Source organism: Roseibaca calidilacus, assembly GCF_001517585.1.
In the GTDB taxonomy this organism is placed as follows: Bacteria; Pseudomonadota; Alphaproteobacteria; order Rhodobacterales; family Rhodobacteraceae; genus Roseinatronobacter; species Roseinatronobacter calidilacus.
In genome coordinates, this window is the sequence record NZ_FBYC01000004.1 from 1,424,156 (window position 1) to 1,441,544 (window position 17,389).

Annotated in this window: 18 protein-coding genes; 9 read left to right on the top strand and 9 right to left on the bottom strand. The window is 61.8% G+C overall.

Translation table 11 applies throughout. From position 1 onward, the window contains the following. Window positions 1-34 precede the first annotated feature (34 nt). Entirely contained in the window at window positions 35-682 is a 648-nt protein-coding gene (locus AWT76_RS10590; protein WP_072246328.1) for a response regulator transcription factor, read from the top strand. A gap of 4 nt (window positions 683-686) precedes the next feature. Here AWT76_RS10590 and AWT76_RS17000 read toward each other — a convergent pair whose 3' ends face one another. Next, complete coding sequence (locus tag AWT76_RS17000) at window positions 687-1,313, bottom strand: lytic transglycosylase domain-containing protein (RefSeq protein ID WP_072246329.1); 627 nt, start codon at window positions 1,311-1,313, stop codon at window positions 687-689. A 133-nt stretch (window positions 1,314-1,446) separates the two neighbouring features. On the opposite strand from AWT76_RS17000, the gene AWT76_RS10600 reads away from it, so the two are divergent. After that, the gene (locus tag AWT76_RS10600) at window positions 1,447-2,733 is read left to right on the top strand and encodes a hypothetical protein (protein ID WP_072246330.1); all 1,287 of its coding nucleotides are present in this window, start codon (window positions 1,447-1,449) and stop codon (window positions 2,731-2,733) included. Window positions 2,734-2,740: 7 nt separating this feature from the next. On the opposite strand, the gene AWT76_RS10605 is transcribed toward AWT76_RS10600, so the two are convergent. From AWT76_RS10605 to flhA, 3 genes are read right to left on the bottom strand one after another with little or no spacing between them, the layout of a single operon-like run. Beyond that, window positions 2,741-3,463 (bottom strand): sigma-70 family RNA polymerase sigma factor, encoded by a 723-nt coding sequence (locus AWT76_RS10605; protein WP_072246331.1) that lies wholly within the window; start codon window positions 3,461-3,463, stop codon window positions 2,741-2,743. After that, a complete protein-coding gene (locus AWT76_RS10610) occupies window positions 3,441-4,244 on the bottom strand; it encodes a flagellar biosynthesis protein FlhF (RefSeq protein WP_072246332.1) in 804 nt (267 codons plus the stop codon). Before AWT76_RS10610 ends, AWT76_RS10605 begins: the two co-directional genes overlap by 23 nt. A gap of 4 nt (window positions 4,245-4,248) precedes the next feature. After that, complete coding sequence (gene flhA, locus AWT76_RS10615; RefSeq protein WP_072247643.1) at window positions 4,249-6,372, bottom strand: flagellar biosynthesis protein FlhA; 2,124 nt, start codon at window positions 6,370-6,372, stop codon at window positions 4,249-4,251. A gap of 195 nt (window positions 6,373-6,567) precedes the next feature. Here flhA and AWT76_RS10620 point away from each other — a divergent pair, with 195 nt between their 5' ends. The 5 genes from AWT76_RS10620 to AWT76_RS10640 are packed head-to-tail and all read left to right on the top strand — an operon-like array spanning window position 6,568 to window position 9,634. Then, window positions 6,568-7,095: an LPP20 family lipoprotein gene (locus AWT76_RS10620; protein WP_072246333.1), complete on the top strand. Its 528-nt coding sequence runs from the start codon at window positions 6,568-6,570 to the stop codon at window positions 7,093-7,095. Continuing rightward, a complete protein-coding gene (locus AWT76_RS10625; RefSeq protein WP_072246334.1) occupies window positions 7,092-8,183 on the top strand; it encodes a flagellar assembly protein T N-terminal domain-containing protein in 1,092 nt (363 codons plus the stop codon). The genes AWT76_RS10620 and AWT76_RS10625 overlap by 4 nt, the downstream gene beginning before the upstream one ends. Continuing rightward, window positions 8,183-8,902: a flagellar basal body P-ring formation chaperone FlgA gene (flgA, locus tag AWT76_RS10630; protein ID WP_072246335.1), complete on the top strand. Its 720-nt coding sequence runs from the start codon at window positions 8,183-8,185 to the stop codon at window positions 8,900-8,902. Before AWT76_RS10625 ends, flgA begins: the two co-directional genes overlap by 1 nt. Before the next feature lie 14 nt (window positions 8,903-8,916). Continuing rightward, window positions 8,917-9,219 carry a flagellar biosynthesis anti-sigma factor FlgM gene (locus AWT76_RS10635; RefSeq protein WP_176699386.1) on the top strand — a complete coding sequence of 101 codons (303 nt, stop codon included), beginning with the start codon at window positions 8,917-8,919 and terminating at the stop codon, window positions 9,217-9,219. 10 nt (window positions 9,220-9,229) lie between these two features. Beyond that, window positions 9,230-9,634: a hypothetical protein gene (locus tag AWT76_RS10640; protein WP_072246336.1), complete on the top strand. Its 405-nt coding sequence runs from the start codon at window positions 9,230-9,232 to the stop codon at window positions 9,632-9,634. Between the two features lie 153 nt (window positions 9,635-9,787). Here the strand turns inward: AWT76_RS10640 and AWT76_RS10645 are convergent, their stop codons facing one another. Both AWT76_RS10645 and AWT76_RS10650 read right to left on the bottom strand, forming a co-directional pair. Then, window positions 9,788-10,420: a hypothetical protein gene (locus AWT76_RS10645; RefSeq protein ID WP_072246337.1), complete on the bottom strand. Its 633-nt coding sequence runs from the start codon at window positions 10,418-10,420 to the stop codon at window positions 9,788-9,790. Next, window positions 10,417-10,818, bottom strand: coding sequence for a hypothetical protein (locus AWT76_RS10650; RefSeq protein ID WP_072246338.1), 402 nt, complete (start codon window positions 10,816-10,818; stop codon window positions 10,417-10,419). The genes AWT76_RS10645 and AWT76_RS10650 overlap by 4 nt, the downstream gene beginning before the upstream one ends. A gap of 199 nt (window positions 10,819-11,017) precedes the next feature. Here AWT76_RS10650 and AWT76_RS10655 point away from each other — a divergent pair, with 199 nt between their 5' ends. After that, the gene (locus AWT76_RS10655; protein ID WP_082700174.1) at window positions 11,018-12,130 is read left to right on the top strand and encodes a sigma 54-interacting transcriptional regulator; all 1,113 of its coding nucleotides are present in this window, start codon (window positions 11,018-11,020) and stop codon (window positions 12,128-12,130) included. 61 nt (window positions 12,131-12,191) lie between these two features. Here AWT76_RS10655 and fliD read toward each other — a convergent pair whose 3' ends face one another. Genes fliD through AWT76_RS10670 form a run of 3 tightly spaced genes read right to left on the bottom strand, consistent with a single transcriptional unit; the run spans window position 12,192 to window position 15,736 of the window. After that, a complete protein-coding gene (fliD, locus tag AWT76_RS10660) occupies window positions 12,192-13,820 on the bottom strand; it encodes a flagellar filament capping protein FliD (protein ID WP_072246339.1) in 1,629 nt (542 codons plus the stop codon). 44 nt (window positions 13,821-13,864) lie between these two features. Continuing rightward, window positions 13,865-14,953 (bottom strand): OmpA family protein, encoded by a 1,089-nt coding sequence (locus tag AWT76_RS10665; protein WP_072246340.1) that lies wholly within the window; start codon window positions 14,951-14,953, stop codon window positions 13,865-13,867. A gap of 18 nt (window positions 14,954-14,971) precedes the next feature. Then, window positions 14,972-15,736, bottom strand: a complete 765-nt coding sequence (locus AWT76_RS10670; RefSeq protein WP_072246341.1) for a motility protein A — start codon at window positions 15,734-15,736, stop codon at window positions 14,972-14,974. A gap of 141 nt (window positions 15,737-15,877) precedes the next feature. Between AWT76_RS10670 and AWT76_RS10675 the strand changes: the two genes are divergently transcribed. Then, the gene (locus AWT76_RS10675) at window positions 15,878-17,356 is read left to right on the top strand and encodes a flagellin N-terminal helical domain-containing protein (protein WP_072247646.1); all 1,479 of its coding nucleotides are present in this window, start codon (window positions 15,878-15,880) and stop codon (window positions 17,354-17,356) included. Window positions 17,357-17,389: the final 33 nt, after the last annotated feature.

The following is a 17,389-nucleotide window of genomic DNA, read 5'->3' on the forward strand; positions in this document are numbered from 1 at the left end:
ATGGGAGGGTTGCGAAATTGACAAGGACCTTCCCGTGACAACGCTTTCCACCCTCGATGTTGAACATATCCGCGTGCTGCTGGCCGATGACCACTGCATGATCACGGATATGTTCCAGATGTTCCTGGCCAATACGGCAGGCATGCAGGTGGACATCGCCACAAGCTTTGACGAAGCTGCGCAAATCCTGCACCGCGAGGGCAGTTTTGATGTTGTGTTGCTGGACCTGAACATGCCCGGCATGAACGGTCTGGACGGGTTGAAACAGGCCTTGAAGCTGAACAAGGGCAAGCCGGTTGCCATTCTGACCGGCATGACAACTCCGCGCATGTCCCGCGACATCATGGATGCGGGCGCCGCCGGTATCATCCTGAAAACCACGCCGCTGCGGTCTTTGGCAAATTCCATCCGGTTCATGCATTCGGGCGAACGCTACCTGCCGATGGAACTGATAAAAGCGCAAGGCCGCGACGACAACGCCAGCCGCCCCGGCAACCTGAGCAACAAGGAAATGGATGTTCTGTCGCATTTGGCAGAGGGCAAATCCAACAAGGAAATTGCCAAGGCACTGGGCTTGGCCGAAGCCACCGTGAAAATGCATGTCAACAGCATTTGCCGCAAGATCGGGGCGAATAACCGCACCCGCGCGGTTCTGCTGTCGCAGGAGATTGGCCTTATCTGACAGTCTAGCGCGCGATCAGGGGGCGGGCGGGCGTGCCGCCCAGCAAGGGCCGCGGCGCGCGTTGCAGCAGGCCCGCTTGCCGCACAGGCTGCGTTGGCGCGGCGGGGCGCGGGGCATGATCCGTGGTCATATGGCGCTTGACCCGCGCCGCATAGGCCGTGCCGCGCGCCGGGTCCGCCGAATGATAATGCCGGATGGCGCTGTCCCAACTGCCGTGCCGGTCGTGCAACAGGCGCAAGAAGCGCGCCGCGTAGCGGGTGTTTTTGACCGGGTCCAGCATGTCGGACACCCCGTCGAAAGCACTACCATGCCAGCGCCAGTTGATCTGCATACACCCAAGATCGACATTGCGGCGGCCCGACTTCAGCGCGGCCTGCGCCAATGCAAGCGCCTCTGACTTGCTGGGGTGGTAGCTGCCCTTGCCCGCGCGGTTGATGGTCCAAGGCCAAGCGCGAAACTGCCCGCCAACCGTATACCCGGATTCAATCCGCGCGATTGCGCGCATCACGCCGCTTGGGACACCCTCGGCCTGCCCGGCATGCTCTGCCAGATCTTCGCAATCGGGGATGGTCGCCTGGCCGGGCGCAGCGCACAGCCACAGGCAAAAAACGGTATGGATAGCGTGTCGCATACAGTTGCCAAAGCAAGACCCGTGCCAAGACACCAAGCCATTCGGATGGGCGCATAGACGAATGCACAGATGCGCAGCCCTCAAGTGAGCGCGGCCCTGTCCGTTACCGACAGTAACACCCAAGGCGCGCGCTTTGACCCGCGCGCCGGACCATACCATCGCTTTCACGGGGGATCGCACCTTGTCCGACACATTACTTTCAACGCTGTCCAGCACGATTGCCAATGCCTGCCATTTGGCCCAAACCGTGACAGATGCCAAAAGCGTGACCCTGCTTGTGCCGCCATGGTCGGACAACTGGAAATCACTTGCCTTCGAAAGCGGCATGTTCGAACTGGCGGCCAACTTTCCCGCCATTGACGGCGAAGTCATCGACCGCGCCAACGCCCATATCGTTCAGACCACGGCGCTGGGCAGTTTCACAACCGACCTGATCGACCTGCATGTCGATATAAAATGCGAACATGGCCACCCGATCGGGCGCTTGGTGTTGAACAGCGCGCCCGGCCAATGGCAAACCAAGGCGCGGCTGCGCGTGCTGGACATGGTCGCAGAGCTTTTGTCAGACCAGTTGCGCGCCATGCGTGATCTGCCCAAAAGAATGGCCGGGACCATGCTGGAGCTAATTGAAAAACTGGCAGATCTGGACGCCGCAGCAACCCCTCCTACTTTGGCCGGGTTCCTGCGCATGATCGCGGGCAAAGCGCCAAGCCGGTCGCAAATGATAGCATTGCAAATTACCGGTCTGGTCGAAAGCCACAGCAGCATGCAAGCCCCCGATACTCTGTCTGTTACCGAAACCGCGCACGATATCCTGCGCGCCGCGGGGTTCATCGGCTGGTCGGATATGCGTTCGGGCTGCCTTGTGCCGGAAAGCGCGTTGCGGTCGGATGCCGACACGCCCTCCCCCAGAGAGATCAACATCACGCCCTTTGCCGTGTTGCGCGTCATGGAACGCGCCTTTCAGATCGCAGAGGACCCGGACACCGAAAGCCTGCTGTTCCGCACGCCAGAGCAACAAGAATGGAGCTTTCTGAACCACACCACAGATGACGGTTGGACCGCGGTCGCTGCCGAAATTATTCGTGCCGACCCAGAGGCCCAGCTGGAATTCATCCGGATGCATCTGCTGCGCCGCCGTGATCTGCCCACCGAAGAGGTGGCGGAAACCTTCGAAATCCTTGGGCATATCTTCTGGCTGCGCCTGTCGGAAACCGGGGTCGAAATTCGTGTGCAAGGACAGGATTGGCGCCCCATAAATGTGTCCGCCGAACTGGAATCGCGCACGCGGGCCGTTGCGGCTGTGCAGCTATTGCAGGCCGAACACGTGATCTCGCTGGATGCGGCGACGCATGACTGGTCCATTCGCATGGCGCATGGTGTCCAGATCATGCCTGCGCCATCATCAGCAGCAGCCTGACGCGGGCTTAGGCGCTGGCCGAGACATCGGCCAGCTCCATCAATTTGCGCAACCGTTCCATAGCGGATTTCTTGATCTGCGACACACGCCCGGTCGATACGTTCAGCACCGCGCCCACTTCGTAGACGTTCAATTCCTCGACATAATACAATTGCAGCACCAAGGCTTCGCGTTCGGGCAATTCGCTGATGGCCTTGGTCAACATGCGCTTGCGGCTGGCAAGGGTTAGGCGGTCTTCCATATCCGGGCTGTGATCCCGAAACAGAATGGAATGGTCTGTATAGACATCATCAATCGAGGTGATTGACCCATTGTCGATATCGGCGCGCGCACGGGCAAGGTCTTCAAGGCTCAGGTCAAGCTCTGCCGCGATTTCCGTTTCCGTAGGGCTGCGCAGCAGCGATTGCTCCAGCCGCTGTTCGGCCTGACGCAACTGCGCTTGCAAGCGCAAAATGCCGCGTGTCATGCCGGCCAAACCGCGCAAATGGTCCATGACCGCCCCGCGAATACGAATACTGGCATAGGCCGCGAAGGGCGTGTTGGGCTTGGCGACATACCGTCGTGCGGCATCCAGCAGACCCAGATATGCCACTTGAAGCAGATCGTCGATCTCGACACGTTTGCCCACGCGGCCATGCACATGCCACGCGATCTTGCGCGCCAGATCGTAATGGTCCTCGACCAGTTTATCCGGGTTGGTGGCGGTTTCAGGATACGCGCGCGGCAACATATTGTGCTTCCTTCTGATCCGGGGTTGCGGCCACGGCAATCGCGGGTTCGGGCGCGCCAAGCGGTGCCAGCAAACCGGTGCCTTGGGTGACAAGTGCAAGTGGCAGGCCAAAACGCTGCGGCAGCGCACGATCTTCCAGCGTTAGCGGGCAAATATCGGCGCGGGTTAGCGCTATGGCATGGGCCAGGCTTGCAAATCGCGGCACAACCATGTCTTGCGCCTGCACATGCAGCCCGGTGGGCAGAACCAGCCAGCAGCGCGCGCCAGCCAAGCCTAGCAGCGGTTTGGCAAGAACAGGGGCAGACGCGCCCAAGCCCGACAGGTCCACGATCTGGGGCGCGGCGGGGGCAGGTTGCTCTAGACATGGCGCGGGGCCATCGGGCCAATGCGGTTGGTCAACGGGCAAACCGATCAACCGCGCATGGGCCACGAGCGGAGAGGGCGGCGCCAAAGGGTCAGCGCGCAGCGCAACCAACTGCGGCACACCCGAATCCTGCCGTTGCAGCGCCTGCGCGGCCAAACGCCCCGCCAGCATGGAGACCCCCGCACCGGGCGGTCCAAGCAACACCAGACGCGGCGGCAACGGGCCAAGGGCCGGGGGGGGCATGGCTTTGCGCGCGCCGCGCTTGATGCGCGCGGATGCGTCCTCTTGGGCAACAGCCACTTCGACACCGCCTGCCTTTTGCGTGGTCGACAAGATCAGCGCGTCCTTGCCAAAACGGCGCGCGACCTCGTCCAAGGCGGCGGTGGTATCTGCGGCGCGAATGTGGATTACGGTCATCGCTCTACCCTTTCTGCAACGCAGGCGGCGTCAGGCCATCGGGCAGATCAATGCTGCGCGAAATGCCAATGCGGCGGGTTTCTGGCAGGTCGTTCAGGCCCAGCACGAAGGCATCGGGCAGATGCGGACGCAGGAACATGTCAAACGCCCGGCGCAGGCTGTTGGACACAACGATCACCAGCATTTGCCCCTTGGTCTGGGCAGCGTTCTGCGCTTCGCCCAATTCGTGCAAAAGGCGTTGCGCGAAACCGGGGTCCAGCATCAGCCCGTCATCGGCCTCGCGCTTGGTGCGCAGCAAAAGCTGTTCCAGCGCGGGCGACAACGTGACCACGGGCAAATCCTGCGACAATGGCGAGATTTGCTGCAACAACAGCGGCACCAGCGACGGGCGCAGCGCCTCTGCCTGCTGCACAATGCCAAGCGAGGCACCCGAAAACTGCGCCAGCCCTTCCAGAATGCGGCGCATATCGGCCACGGGCAGGCGGTCATTCAGCAATTGGCGGATGACGGCGGTCAAAACGTGCAAGGGCACCAGTTTGGGCACCACGGTTTGCACCAGCGTGGGCGCGACCTTGGCCAAGGCGTCCAGCAGCGCCTGCACGTCATCCGGCCCGATCAGGTCGCCCGCATGGCGCTGCAACACTTGGCCCAGATGCGTCGCAATCACCGATTCCGGGTCAACGATGGTGTAATCATCGGCCTCTGCCTCTGGGCGCTGATGCGGTTGAATCCAGATCGCCTCCAGCCCGAAAGAAGGGTCTTTGACCTCTATCCCGGTCAATTTGCGTTGCGAATTATGGCCCGGCAGCGCCAATAGCCGGTCCGCATAGGCGGTGTCTTCGGCCACAATGGTCTGTCCAATGCGCAAACGGTATGCATTCGGCGCAAGGCCAAGATCATCGCGCACCCGCACCCCCGGCACCACGAACCCAAGCGAGCGCGACAATTCGCGCCGCATGGCGGTAATGCGCGACACAAGGTTGCCGCCGCTCTCTGTGCTGGCCAAGGGGATCAGCCCATAGCCGATCTGCAAGGAAAGCTGCGCGATATCGCTCACATCCTCTGGGGTGATGGGTTGCGCTTCGGGCGCGGCACTGGCGGCGGGTTTGGCGGTCTGTGCCTCTGCTTGCCCGCGGCTGTCCTGCGCGGCCTTGGTGCCGCGATAGGCCAAGACCCCGGCCCCGGCAGCCAAAGCGGCACCGGTCAGGAAGATCAGGTTCGGCATACCCGGCACCAGCCCGATAATGAACAACACCAAAGCCGCCGGGGCCCAGGCCTGGGCAATGTTCAACTGGCGGCCGATTTCACCGCTCATCGTGGTAGAGGTCGAACTGCGGGTGACGATGATTGCCGCCGCCAAGGACAGCAGCAGCCCCGGTATCTGCGCAACCAGCGCATCGCCCACGGACAGGCGCACATAGGTATCGGCGGCCTCGCCAAAGCCTAGGCCGAATTGCACCATACCCACAATAATGCCACCAATCAGGTTTATGGCCAGAATGATAAGCCCCGCAATGGCATCGCCTTTGACGAATTTCGATGCACCATCCATCGCGCCGTAAAAATCGGCCTCTGCGGCGACTTCGGCGCGGCGTTGCTTGGCCTCTTCCGAAGATAGCAGCCCTGCGTTGAGGTCGGCATCAATGGCCATTTGCTTACCGGGCATCGCATCCAGCGTGAAGCGGGCCGACACTTCCGACACGCGCCCCGCCCCTTTGGCGATCACCGCAAGGTTGATGATGACAAGAATGGCAAAGACCAGAATACCCACGAAGAAATTGCCGCCAATGACGAAATCGGCAAATGCCTGAATCACCTGTCCGGCGGCCCCGGTGCCGGTATGCCCGTCGGCCAGCACCACCCGGGTGGAGGCCACGTTCAACGCCAGCCGCAAGGTGGTCGCGATCAGCAGAATGGAGGGGAAGCTGGAAAAATCGAGCGGCCGCTGCGCGTGAATAGCCACCATCAACACCAACAGCGACAGCAGGATGTTGCCGATGAAAAACACATCCAGCATGGCCGCGGGCAATGGCACGATCATCATCGCCAAGATAACCAGAATGCCCATCGGCAGCGCCACGCCGCCCAGGTCCAAGCCGGCAAGCCGCCCCTGCGTCAGCGCGTTCATGCGCCATGCCCCGCGTGCGGGCCGAATGGCGGCATTGGGATAATGGCAGACATGCAGGCCCCTGCGTTGAAGCATCTTCGGGGTGTGTCTGCAAAAACCATGCCATCCGCGGGCAAGAAGCGCTGCGCATAACAAAGATGGCTGGCACGGCATTTGCAGGGCCATGGCACCAGACAGTTTCTGCCAGAGGTTGCCATGACCAAACCGATCCCGCACCGCACAGCCATTTTGGCTGGCCTTGTCGCCAGTCTTGCCCTGTCGGGCTGCATGGCCCTGCCGCAAAGTGCCGTTCAGGCCCTGCCGCAAGATGCCTCTGCCGACACCGTCCAACTGGCGGAAATGAAAGATGCCATGGCGGGCGCAGAACCCACAGTTACACCGCAGCTTCGACCGGCGCCGCTTGTGGGGCGCGGCTTTGCGCAAGTGTCAAAGCAACCCGGAGAGTCCCTAAACCAGCGGCGCATATTGGCCATGCGCGCCGCGCGGCTGGATGCGCTGCGCGACCTGACAGAACAGGTGCATGGTATTCGCATCACCTCTGACAGCCTGTTGCGCGATGCGGTCTTGCGCAACGACACGCTGGCCGCCCGCGTTGAAGGCACCTTGCGCGGGGCGCGCACCGTTGCGATCACACCGCGCAGCCATGATGGCTATGCCGTGACCATGCAGCTGGATGCCGATACGGTCGCCTATATCCTGCGCGCCGTGGGAACGGGCGGATGAGCCGCCTGAGCCGCCGCAGCCTGCTTATGGCCGCGTTTGCAGTGCCGTTGCTGCCCCATGCGGCCTTGGCGGGTGTCTGGGTCGAAGTGACCGGAAGTGCGATCATTCACAACGCCGCCGACCATGACGCCGCGCGCCGCCGCGCGCTGGCAGATGCCTTGCTGGCCGCCGCATTCGCGGGCGGGGCCAATGTGCAGGGACATTCGGCCATGTCCTTGGGTCGCATGACATCGGATATGCTGGTGGTGCGCCCTGTTGGCCAGATTTTGCGGGTGGAAACCCTGTCGCAAAGCCTGTCGGGCGATCATTGGCTGGTGCGTATTCGCGCCATGGTGGGGGCCGCCACACCAACCGCTTGCCCGGGCCGTCGCGCGCTGGTGCTGACCGTCTACCCCCCGCGCCTGCATGTCGCCCCCCAAGCCCCCGCATGGGCCGAGGCCTTGGCGCATGATCTGGCCGGGCAGTTGTTGGACCAGCTTGGCCAACAGCGCGACGTCGCAGAACTGCACCTTGCCCGCGCCACCCCTTCGGGCAACCCCGACCGCGACGCCACCGATTGGACCACCCTGACCCAAGGCAGCACCCACGTTGCCCCCGGCGGGCATGGCCTGCATCTGGACATGCGCATCGCGCCGGAAGCGCGCGAGCTTGTCTTGCACCTGAATATGCGGCTGGACGGCCCCGGAGGCGAGCAGACAGAGCGCAGGCATCGTGCCGAAATCCGCATGCCCGGCCCGTCTTTGCTTGGCCGCGCGGCGACGCTGGCGCAACCCGACCGCCACCAGATGGCGCATAGGCTTGGGGCCGGGGCGGTGCCTGCACTGCGCGACATGCTGCGCGATGCAGGCTGCCAGCCGCCCCGCGCGGTCATTACGCAGGATATGCGCGTTCCGCTGGGGCGCGTGCATGGGCTGACGCGCACCTCGCTTGGGTTTACCGCCGACCGCGACGACAGCCTGCATATGCTGGAAATTACAAAGCTGTCAGACCGCAGCGCGCGCCTGTCGCCGCTCGACCCGACCTTGGCCAACCACCATTTCACGGGCCGCGCGGTGCGCTTTGTTCAATCGGGGCCGGGTTGGGACTGATGCGGCACGGCCTGTTTGCCATATGTCTGGCCCTTGCCCCCGGCGTGACCGTGGCCAAACCGATAGATGGTGCGCAGGTCGTCGCGCTGGTCAGCAGCGCGATGCACCAAGCCGGGCTGGATGCGCCGCAGTTGACCGCACCAATCCGCGCCTATCCGCCCTGCGATCATGCCCCAAGCGTGACCCCGTTTCAGGGCAGTTGGACCAAGGCAGAACTGCGCTGCACCGCGCCAACCCAGTGGCGCCGGGTGATCGCGACCAATGCCAGCGTCGCCCCGCGCAACGCCAGACGGGCGGGCCAGATTGCCGCCAACACTCAAATGACGCTGGTCGCCGCAAGGCCGCTTCTGCGCGGCCAATATATTGCGCCCGGCGATCTGAGGCGCGTGCAAGCCCATCCGCGACTGGGGGCGCTGAGCAGGCTAGAGCATGCCGAAGGACGGCGCCTGCAAACCTCGCTCATGCCAGACCAGCCACTGCTGGAGCGCCATCTGGCCCCCGATTTCGATATTTTCGAAGGCGACAAGGTGGTTTTGGAACTGATGACCGGCGGCATTCAAATAGGGATTGCGGCGACCGCGCTGGAAAACGGCTGGATTGGCCAGCGCATTCGGGTTTTGCCGTGGAACGCGGCACGCAATGTGCAAGCCGAAATTGTCGCCGTCGGACGTCTGCGCGTGGCCCCTAACATAAGCAGCCAACCTGCCGTTAGAGAATGAAACCGGAGGCTGTCATGGTCAGTAACATTACATCTAACATCACCCAGTTGCGCGGCTTGTCCGATGTCGATGCGTCGCGCAACACCGCTGCCGGGGTCTTGGGCCGGGCTGATCAGCCCAACCCCGTTGGGCAATCGGATAACGTGGACCTGTCGCGGGCGGCGATCGGGTTGCCCGCCGAAATGACGAAAGGCCCACCTGTCAATCAAGAATTGGTGACGCATCTGAGCAGCGAAATAGCGGCAGGGCGATACCCTCTGGACGCGGCCAAGATCTCTGATGCGCTGGCCGCGCAGATCTCTTTACTTGCTGAATGAAAGACCGACCATGACTGGTTCTGTTTCGCTTTTCTTTCCGTTGATGATCTCTGCACTGGTGCTTGCGGTCTTGGCCCTTGTCTTTGGCATGATGCTGAGCTGGCGCAAGCTGCAAGAGCGCGCGGATACCCACACGCGCGCGCTGATGGACAGTATGGATAGCCGATTGACCCGCCATAACGCGCAATTGGAAACATTGCTTGAACAGCACGCGCGCAGCCGCCAATCGGCCGAAGAGCAAATGAACCAGAATGTCGAAACCATTCGGGCCGATCTTGAATGGCTGGCTGGCGAAAAGATGATTGAAGAAGCGATGCAGCTTGTGCGTGACAACACGCCACTGACCCAGATTAGTCAGGAAACGGGGTTGTCGAAAGATACGATTCGCACTTTGGCGGCGTTCCGACCCCACTGACACCGAGTGTGTCAGTAACGAGTAACGCGCAGGTCTTCGGACCTGCGTTTTTTTGTGTTTGGCGCTGGCTTGTTTGCAGTCACTCATTGGGAGCGGTTTGCGTGTTCTGGCCCGCCAGATGGCTTGAGAGCGATCCATGAGCTTTGCGACCGCTTATCCGTTGCCCATTGCAACCACCGCACAAGAGACCGGGCGCGCATCTGGTTGCCGGTTGCACCATTCAGCAAAGGCCGTCATGCCGTGGCCTTGGGCCATGTCCCTTTGGTCTGGCGACATGAGCGCCAAGGTTTCCGTGCGGGCGCGGGCCGCGCCGTTTACATCCAGCGCGGCGGCGATGGTTTGCCACGCATGGGCGGCCAGCAGGTCTGGCTCTGGTCGGATAAGCGCCAGCACCACGGCCAAGGCCAGCATGGCCCCGCCCTCGCCCGCTTCGGCGCGTTGCAGCCAGCGGCGCTCCAACCGCGCGGCAACCTGCGCACGCTCGTCAACCGACAATTCGGCCAACAAGACATCAGACAACCCTTCTGCGGCTGTCAGCCCTTCCAGAAATGCCGACATGGCCCAATAGGTCGCATCGGGCTTGCTTTGCGGCACGCCATGGCCCAGCGCGAACAGTATTGCAAGATTGTGCGCCGCAGGCCCATGACCGTCTTGCGCCAAGGCATGAAACCCGGCAGCAGCCGCACTGTGCTGGCCTTTGGCCGCAAGGCCGACCGCATCGGCAAACGGGTCAGCCTGCACCGGACTGGCAGCAAGCAGGGCGACAAAAGCCAAGGCGCGGGTCATTTTCCCGCCACCATGACAAGCTGCAAATACATCAATCGGCGGGTTTGCGCGCTTCCCTTTAGGCGCTCTGACACCACGACCATGGGCCGCGTCTGCCCTTTGGTCACCACCTCCATGACAATGGCCGGGGGCAGTTCAATACGGTGAGCGGCCAAGGTTCCGCGCGGATCTTGCAGGAACTTGGCACGGAAATCGGCATCTATCCACGACCGGGCCAAGGCGCGGCCCAGAATATCCGGCAGGTAGCGTTCGACCTGCGCATTGTTTTCCAACCGTGTGGCCCCCGAGGACAGCGCATAGGCATCTGCGCCCGGTGCGTCGGTGCGCGGCGCGGTCTTGCGGCGCGCGGGCAGATATTCCGAGAATGGAACTAGGGCGGTCGAGGCGTGATTCGGCATGGCATGCTCCGTCAGGGCGTCAGCCCATTTGGGTTATAAAACGGCCACAAAGCCGCCACTTTTAGCGCTATCCGAAAGTATGGGTTTGCCGCCATGCGCAGAGCGCCGCCGCCGTAAGTGCGTGTGATTATCCGTCCGTTCCGTTGTTCTTGCATCGGAAATGCAAGATTTTCGACGGGTGTTAGTGAGGAGCGTTTAGATGGTCAGACATTTCAGCACCATTATTTCGGCAGAACATCCGACCGGACCGCAGTTTGACGCGGACCCTGTAGCGCTAATGGCAAGGGCGGACAAGCTAATTCCAGGCAAGGCCCCCGCGATTGTCGCGATGAAACAGATGATGGTCTTGTTGCTGAATGCGCAGGCCCCGGTTCTGGTGCATGGACCAAGCGGCGCGGGCAAGGAACTGGTCGCACAAGCGCTGCATGACATGTCGCGCCGCACCGGAGATATGGTCGCCGTGAACTGCGCCGCAATCCCCGCAGACCTGCTCGAAGGAGAGCTGTTCGGTGCCGAACGCGGGGCCTATACCGGTGCTGACAGCGCCCGCGCGGGCCTGATAGAGCAAGCGCAGGGCGGCACCTTGTTTCTGGATGAAATCGGCGATTTGCCCTTGCAGATGCAAGCCAAGCTGTTGCGCGTTCTGGAAACCCGCAGCATGCGCCGTTTGGGCGGCCGCTCGATGATCGATCTGGATATCGCGGTTGTCGCGGCCACCCATCGCGATCTGGCCGCAATGGTCAAGGACGGCACGTTCCGCGAAGACCTGTATTTCCGCCTGTCGGTTTTCCCGCTTAGCGTTCCGCCCTTGACAGAGCGTTTGTCGGATCTGCCAATGCTGCTGGACCACTTGATGCACGCCGAGGCCAAAGGGCGCCACGACATTGCACAACCCGTATTCGAGGCATCGGCCCTGCGCGTGCTGTCGGCGCATGACTGGCCCGGCAATATCCGCGAGTTGAAAACGCTGGTGCAACGCGCCTGCCTGCTGTTTCCGGGCCGCAAGGTCGGTGCGCGCGAGGTTAACGAAAGCTTGATGCGCTTTTCCTATCCGGAGCCCGGCCAGACCGACTGGCCCGCGGCCCCCCTGCCCGACATGGTGGCACAAGACGCGCCGAACGCGTTGGGCGAGGTGTTCCGTCACGGTTCGGGCAAGATCGATCTGCGGGGGTATCTGCGCGATATCGAAGTGGTCATGATCTCTGCCGCGCTGGATGCGCAGTCGAATTGCGTCAGCCGCGCGGCCGATGTGCTTGGCCTGCGCCGCACCACGCTGATCGAGAAGATGCGCAAGCATGGTCTGGCACGTTAGACCCTGCCCAGCCATGCCGGGCACCGGGTCTGCGCTAAGACGTATCAGACCACTCTAGACGCTATTTCTGGTTCGACCACATCTCGACCAGGTTTTGCAAATAGCTTCCGGTCGAGTTCATCTGTGATACGGCCTGCTCCATTGCTGCAAAGCGTGACATGTAGCGCTTTTCCAGAAGGGTTGCGCGGGCCTCGAACAGGTCAATGCGCTCTGCGCGGTCGTCCACATTGCTGTCCAGTTCGGCCTCTCGGCGGCCAATCAGGCCGCTTTCGGCCACCGCATTGTCCATGAGCGTTGCCAAGGATTCAGCAAAGCTGCGGCCAAAGCGGATCGTGTCAGATGTCAGATCGGGCGGGGCGGTCACGGACACGCCGCGCGCGGGGCCATCCAGAACGGTATAGACCATTTGTCCATCCACGCGTTCGAACCCGGACATGCGCGCGCCGTCCAGTGTTGCGCGCCCTTGGCCGTCGACCGCGAACCGGTAGTCGCCTGCGGGCAAGGCGGCCTGCGGGTTGCCCGATACCTCTGCCTGACCGGAAAGCGCACGCAGCTTATTCTGGAACAAGACATCGAAATCAGCGGCGCGGGCGGCGAAAGCCCGGTCAAAGGCGGGCGGGTCCAGCCGCAAACTGCCATCGCGATTGGTGGCCACACCCAGTTCGGCCAGCGTGACGGGTTCATCATCAAAGCCCGCAATGGGTTCAGAGACAAGCCGCCGCAAGGCGCTGTCCAAAGCTTGCAGGTTGCCGTCACCCGCCAGATCGCCGCGGGCTTCGTCACCGATCCCGTTGCGCGTGACCTCGCGCAGCAAGCCGAACGTGTCATTCAGCCCATCGACCAAGGATTGCAGATTCTGACGCGCGGCTGTTTCGCTGCGCCCAATGTCCAGCACCCCACTTGTGGCACCGTTCAACGTCAGCTCTACCCCCGGCACGACATCTGCAATCGTGTTCGATGGCCGGGTCACAGAAATGCCATTCACCGTAAGCTGCGCATCGCGTGCCGCCTGAACCTGCCGGGCCTGATTGTCGCTGGCATTGTCAAAGGCTGTCAGCGCCTGACCGGGGCCACCCAAATCCTGCGCGGTAATGCGCAGCGCGTTTTCCGCGCCGGTATCCGACGCCACACCAAGCGAGAATGTCCCATCACCCTTATCGAAAAGCTGGGCCGATACGCCGGGCAGCGCGTCTAGCTGACGGACCATGTCTTGCAATGTCGCGCCTTCCGCTACGTCAATCGTGATCGCCTCTCGGTCAGGGTTTGCGTTGAAAGCATCCTCTGACCACGCGCCGAATTCCAAAGTCAGGCTGCCTGCCGCGAGAGGTTGGTCAGCACCCGTAAACCCTGAAAATTCCAGCACCTGCGGCTGCGCAAGGTTTGTGACATCAACAAACATGCTGCCATTGGTCAGCGCGGCACGGTCCGTGACCCGCGGGGCCAGCATGGCGGTGCTGCTTTCGACCGTCAGAACCGGGTTGCCCGCGGCTTCGGCCAGACGGGTGCCAAGCTGATCCAATTGCGCGCGCACCTGCCCCAGCCCCGACAAACGCAAAGTGTCGGCATCTTGTGCGCGTTGCAGCCGTTCAATGCGCGGCACGGTTTCGGCGGTGGCCAAGGTTTGCGCAAGTTCGCGCAGTTGCAGGCCAGTGCCGTTCTTGTTCAAGCTGCTAAGTAGGTCAGGTGTCATGGCAGCCTCCTTCAGTGGCAGTAACGACCGCTTTGGAAAATGTTTTAGCCGCCGTCCCCGGACCCGTATTCGAACAGGATTTCAATGCGTCGGTTGGCCTCGCGGCCTTGCGCGGTTGCGTTCGACGCCACCGGATCTGCTTCGCCCCGGCTGGCGGCCAACATGCGCCCCGGCTCTATTGTGCCGTTGGCCCCCAATTCGCGCACCACCGAAGACGCGCGCGCCGCCGCCAAGCCCCAATTGTCGCGGAACGGACCACCGCTAAGCGGAACAGAGTCGGTATGCCCCGTTACAGTGACATTGGCGCCATCCCCGACAGAGGCTTGCGCGATCCGCGCCATGATGTCCCGCGCCTGCGCCGTCAGATCGGCAGAGCCAGAGGGAAAGGCACCGCCCGCGCCCACAGTCACCTTGACCTTGTTCTCATCGCGCTCGACATCGACCAAGCCTTGCGCCTGCAATTGGCGCAGCGCCACGCGCAAGCGCGCATCGGCAATGGCGGCGCGCGCTTCGGAACTGCGCCCGGTATCGCCCGGCGCGGCATCTTCCTGCGGCTGCGTGCCCTGCCCGGCCTGATCGCCGGTTGCGCCGCTTTCGGGCTTTGGCCCCATGCCCGCGAATTCCTGCGCGGTATTGGCCAAGGCTTGCGCAAGGTCTTGCGCCCCTGTCCCTTCGGGCAAGCGCACAGACACCATGCCGTTCTCATTCGATACGGTCATTTCCCCCTGTTCCAGAGCCTCGCGCAAGGTATCGGCCAAGGCTTGCAGGGCCTCTGCCTCTGGCCCGGCGGCCTCTTGCGGATCTGGCGAGTCGCTGGGCGAGGCCGGGTTCGATGCAGGCTTGAAATCCATCTCCAACACCGTAGAGCTTTCGGGGTTTGGCAGAATCTCGACAATGTTTTCGCCGAAATGCTCTCGCAGGGCGCCGGTCATTTTCTTGAACGATACTTCATCAAAATTGGCAAAAGCCAAGATCAGCACGAAAAACGCCATCAGCAGCGTTGCAAGATCGGCAAAGGTCGCCATCCAAGCCGGGGCCCCGACAGGCGGGCATTTGGGGCAATCCGGTTCGTCGTCGTCATCATCCTCGACGAATATGGGAACCACCTTTTGCGATTTGGTTTTCGCGGCCATGGGTCTGATGTCCTTCGCTTAGGCGGCGGCGCGCAGCTTTTCTTGACCAGCCGGGTCAAGGGCGGCGGCAAGTTGGTCCTCGACAAGGCGCGGGCTTTCCCCGCGCGCAATGCCGCGCAAGCCTTCGATGACCAGTTGGCGATATTCGACTTCCATCTCTGTGCGCGATTCCATCTTGGTCAAGACCGGGCCAAACAACACGTTGGCCAACAGCGCACCGTACAGGGTGGTCAGAAGTGCAATCGCCATCGCCGGCCCGATAGACGACACGTCGGACATGTTCTTGAGCATAAGAACCAGACCGATCAGCGTGCCGATCATGCCAAAAGCCGGGCCAATATCGACCCATGCCTTGACCGCGCGCTGGGTGGCACCATGCCGGGCTTTCATGGATTTCAGGTCTTGTTTCAGCTGTTTGACAAGTTTGCCTTCGTCCGCTCCGTCAATCAGCATTTGCAGGCCGCGCTCGAAAAACTTGTCGGGCACCTGCTGCCCTTCCAGCGCCATCATGCCATCCTTGCGCGCCATCGTGGCCAGTTCCACCATGCGCGGCACAAGGTCTTCTATGTTCAGCGCGAAGGGCTTGAACATAAGAAGTATCGCTTTGAAACTGCGAATATAAATCGCAATCGATGTGGTCGCCAAAACGGCAAAGGCCGTGCCCCCGAACACGACCAGAATGGACGGCATATCGACGAACGGACCAAGCCCACCGGCCAAGACCATTGCCCCGATTACCATGCCGAGCGCACCGACATACCCAATGATTGTGGCCAGATCCATAACGCCCTCTCAGCCTGTGTGATCACGCCTTTGGCCCTGCAATTCCCGTGCCAGCGAATTTGCTGGCTAAACTTTTCCGGGGGCTGCCGTTCTCAATGTCAGGCGCTGCACGGCGCAGGGCATTCCCGAAGGAGCATGAAAATGACCAGCATCAACACCAATATCGGCGCGCTGTCCGCTCAGGCGAACATGACCCGCGTCAATGACGAATTGAACACCGCGATGACCCGCCTGTCGACCGGTCTGCGCATTAACGCCGCGAAAGACGACGCCGCAGGCATGGCGATCGGCGAGAAGATGACCGCACAGGTGATGGGCCTGAACCAAGCTGTGCGCAACGCGACCGACGGCAAGAACCTGATCGACACGACGGAATCGGCGCATGTCGAGGTATCGAACATGATGCAGCGCCTGCGCGAGCTGGCCGTGCAATCTGCCAACGACACCAACACCTCGTCGGACCGCGGGAACATCGTGGCAGAAAGCCGCCAGTTGATTGCCGAAATCAACCGCGTCTCGGAAACCACCACCTTCAACGGCATGAAGGTTATGGATGGCAGCTTTGAAGGCAAGCAATTCCAGATCGGTGCAGATGCGAACCAGACTGTAAGCGTGAATGTTGAAAGCACGCGCGCCACCGATATCGGCGCATTCACCATGCGCTCGGACGTGAACGTGGTGGCGGCCAACGCCTCTACCATCGCGGCAAGCACGTCGATCATCGTGTCCGGTCACGCCGGTTCGGCAGAGATTACGCAGACCGCTGGCATGTCGGCCAAAGATCTGGCGGCGGCAATCAATGGCCAAACCTCTGAAACCGCCGTGTCGGCCAATGCCCAGACCGTTGCCAAACTGTCGGGGCTAAGCGCGGCAGGCCAGCTAGCGTTCGAAATCAATGAAGTGGAATTGGGCGAAGTCGCGATCTCTGACGCGTCGGACCTGCGCAGCCTGCGCGATGCCATCAACGCGAAAACCACCGAAACCGGTGTGACCGCGCGGATGGGCGACACCAATGCGGAAATCATCCTGACTGACACGTCTGGCGAAAACATCGCATTGTCTGGCTTTACATCGGATGATGGCGCAGGCACCGCCCTGAGCCTTGATGTCGATGTGCTGAACGCGGATGGCACGGCGTCGACCTCTGCCTTTACATCGACCACCACCATCGATGACACCGCCGCAGATGCAACCGTCACCGGGCAGGTCACGCTGTCCTCGACCAAGGTGTTTTCTGTGCACACCTCTGACAACACCGCCGATGAAGCATTTTTTGCAGATTCCAACGGTGCCGGTAACCTAGAGCAGTTGGCAGAGATCAACCTGTCCACCGCCGATGGTGCCGCCAAGGCAGTCAATGTGATCGACATGGCGCTGGCCAAGGTCAGCCAGTCACGCTCTGACTTGGGTGCTATTTCCAATCGTCTGGACTCGACCATCTCGAACCTGACGAACATCTCGACCTCTGTCGAATCTGCTCGCTCGCAGGTTATGGATGCCGACTTCGCCGCAGAATCGACCAATCTTGCACGCGGTCAGATCCTGAGCCAGGCCGCAACGGCCATGCTGGCGCAGGCCAATGCATCCAAGCAGAACGTTATGAGTCTGCTGCGCGGCTGACGCTTTTTTGACAGGCGCAAAGATTACCCCGGC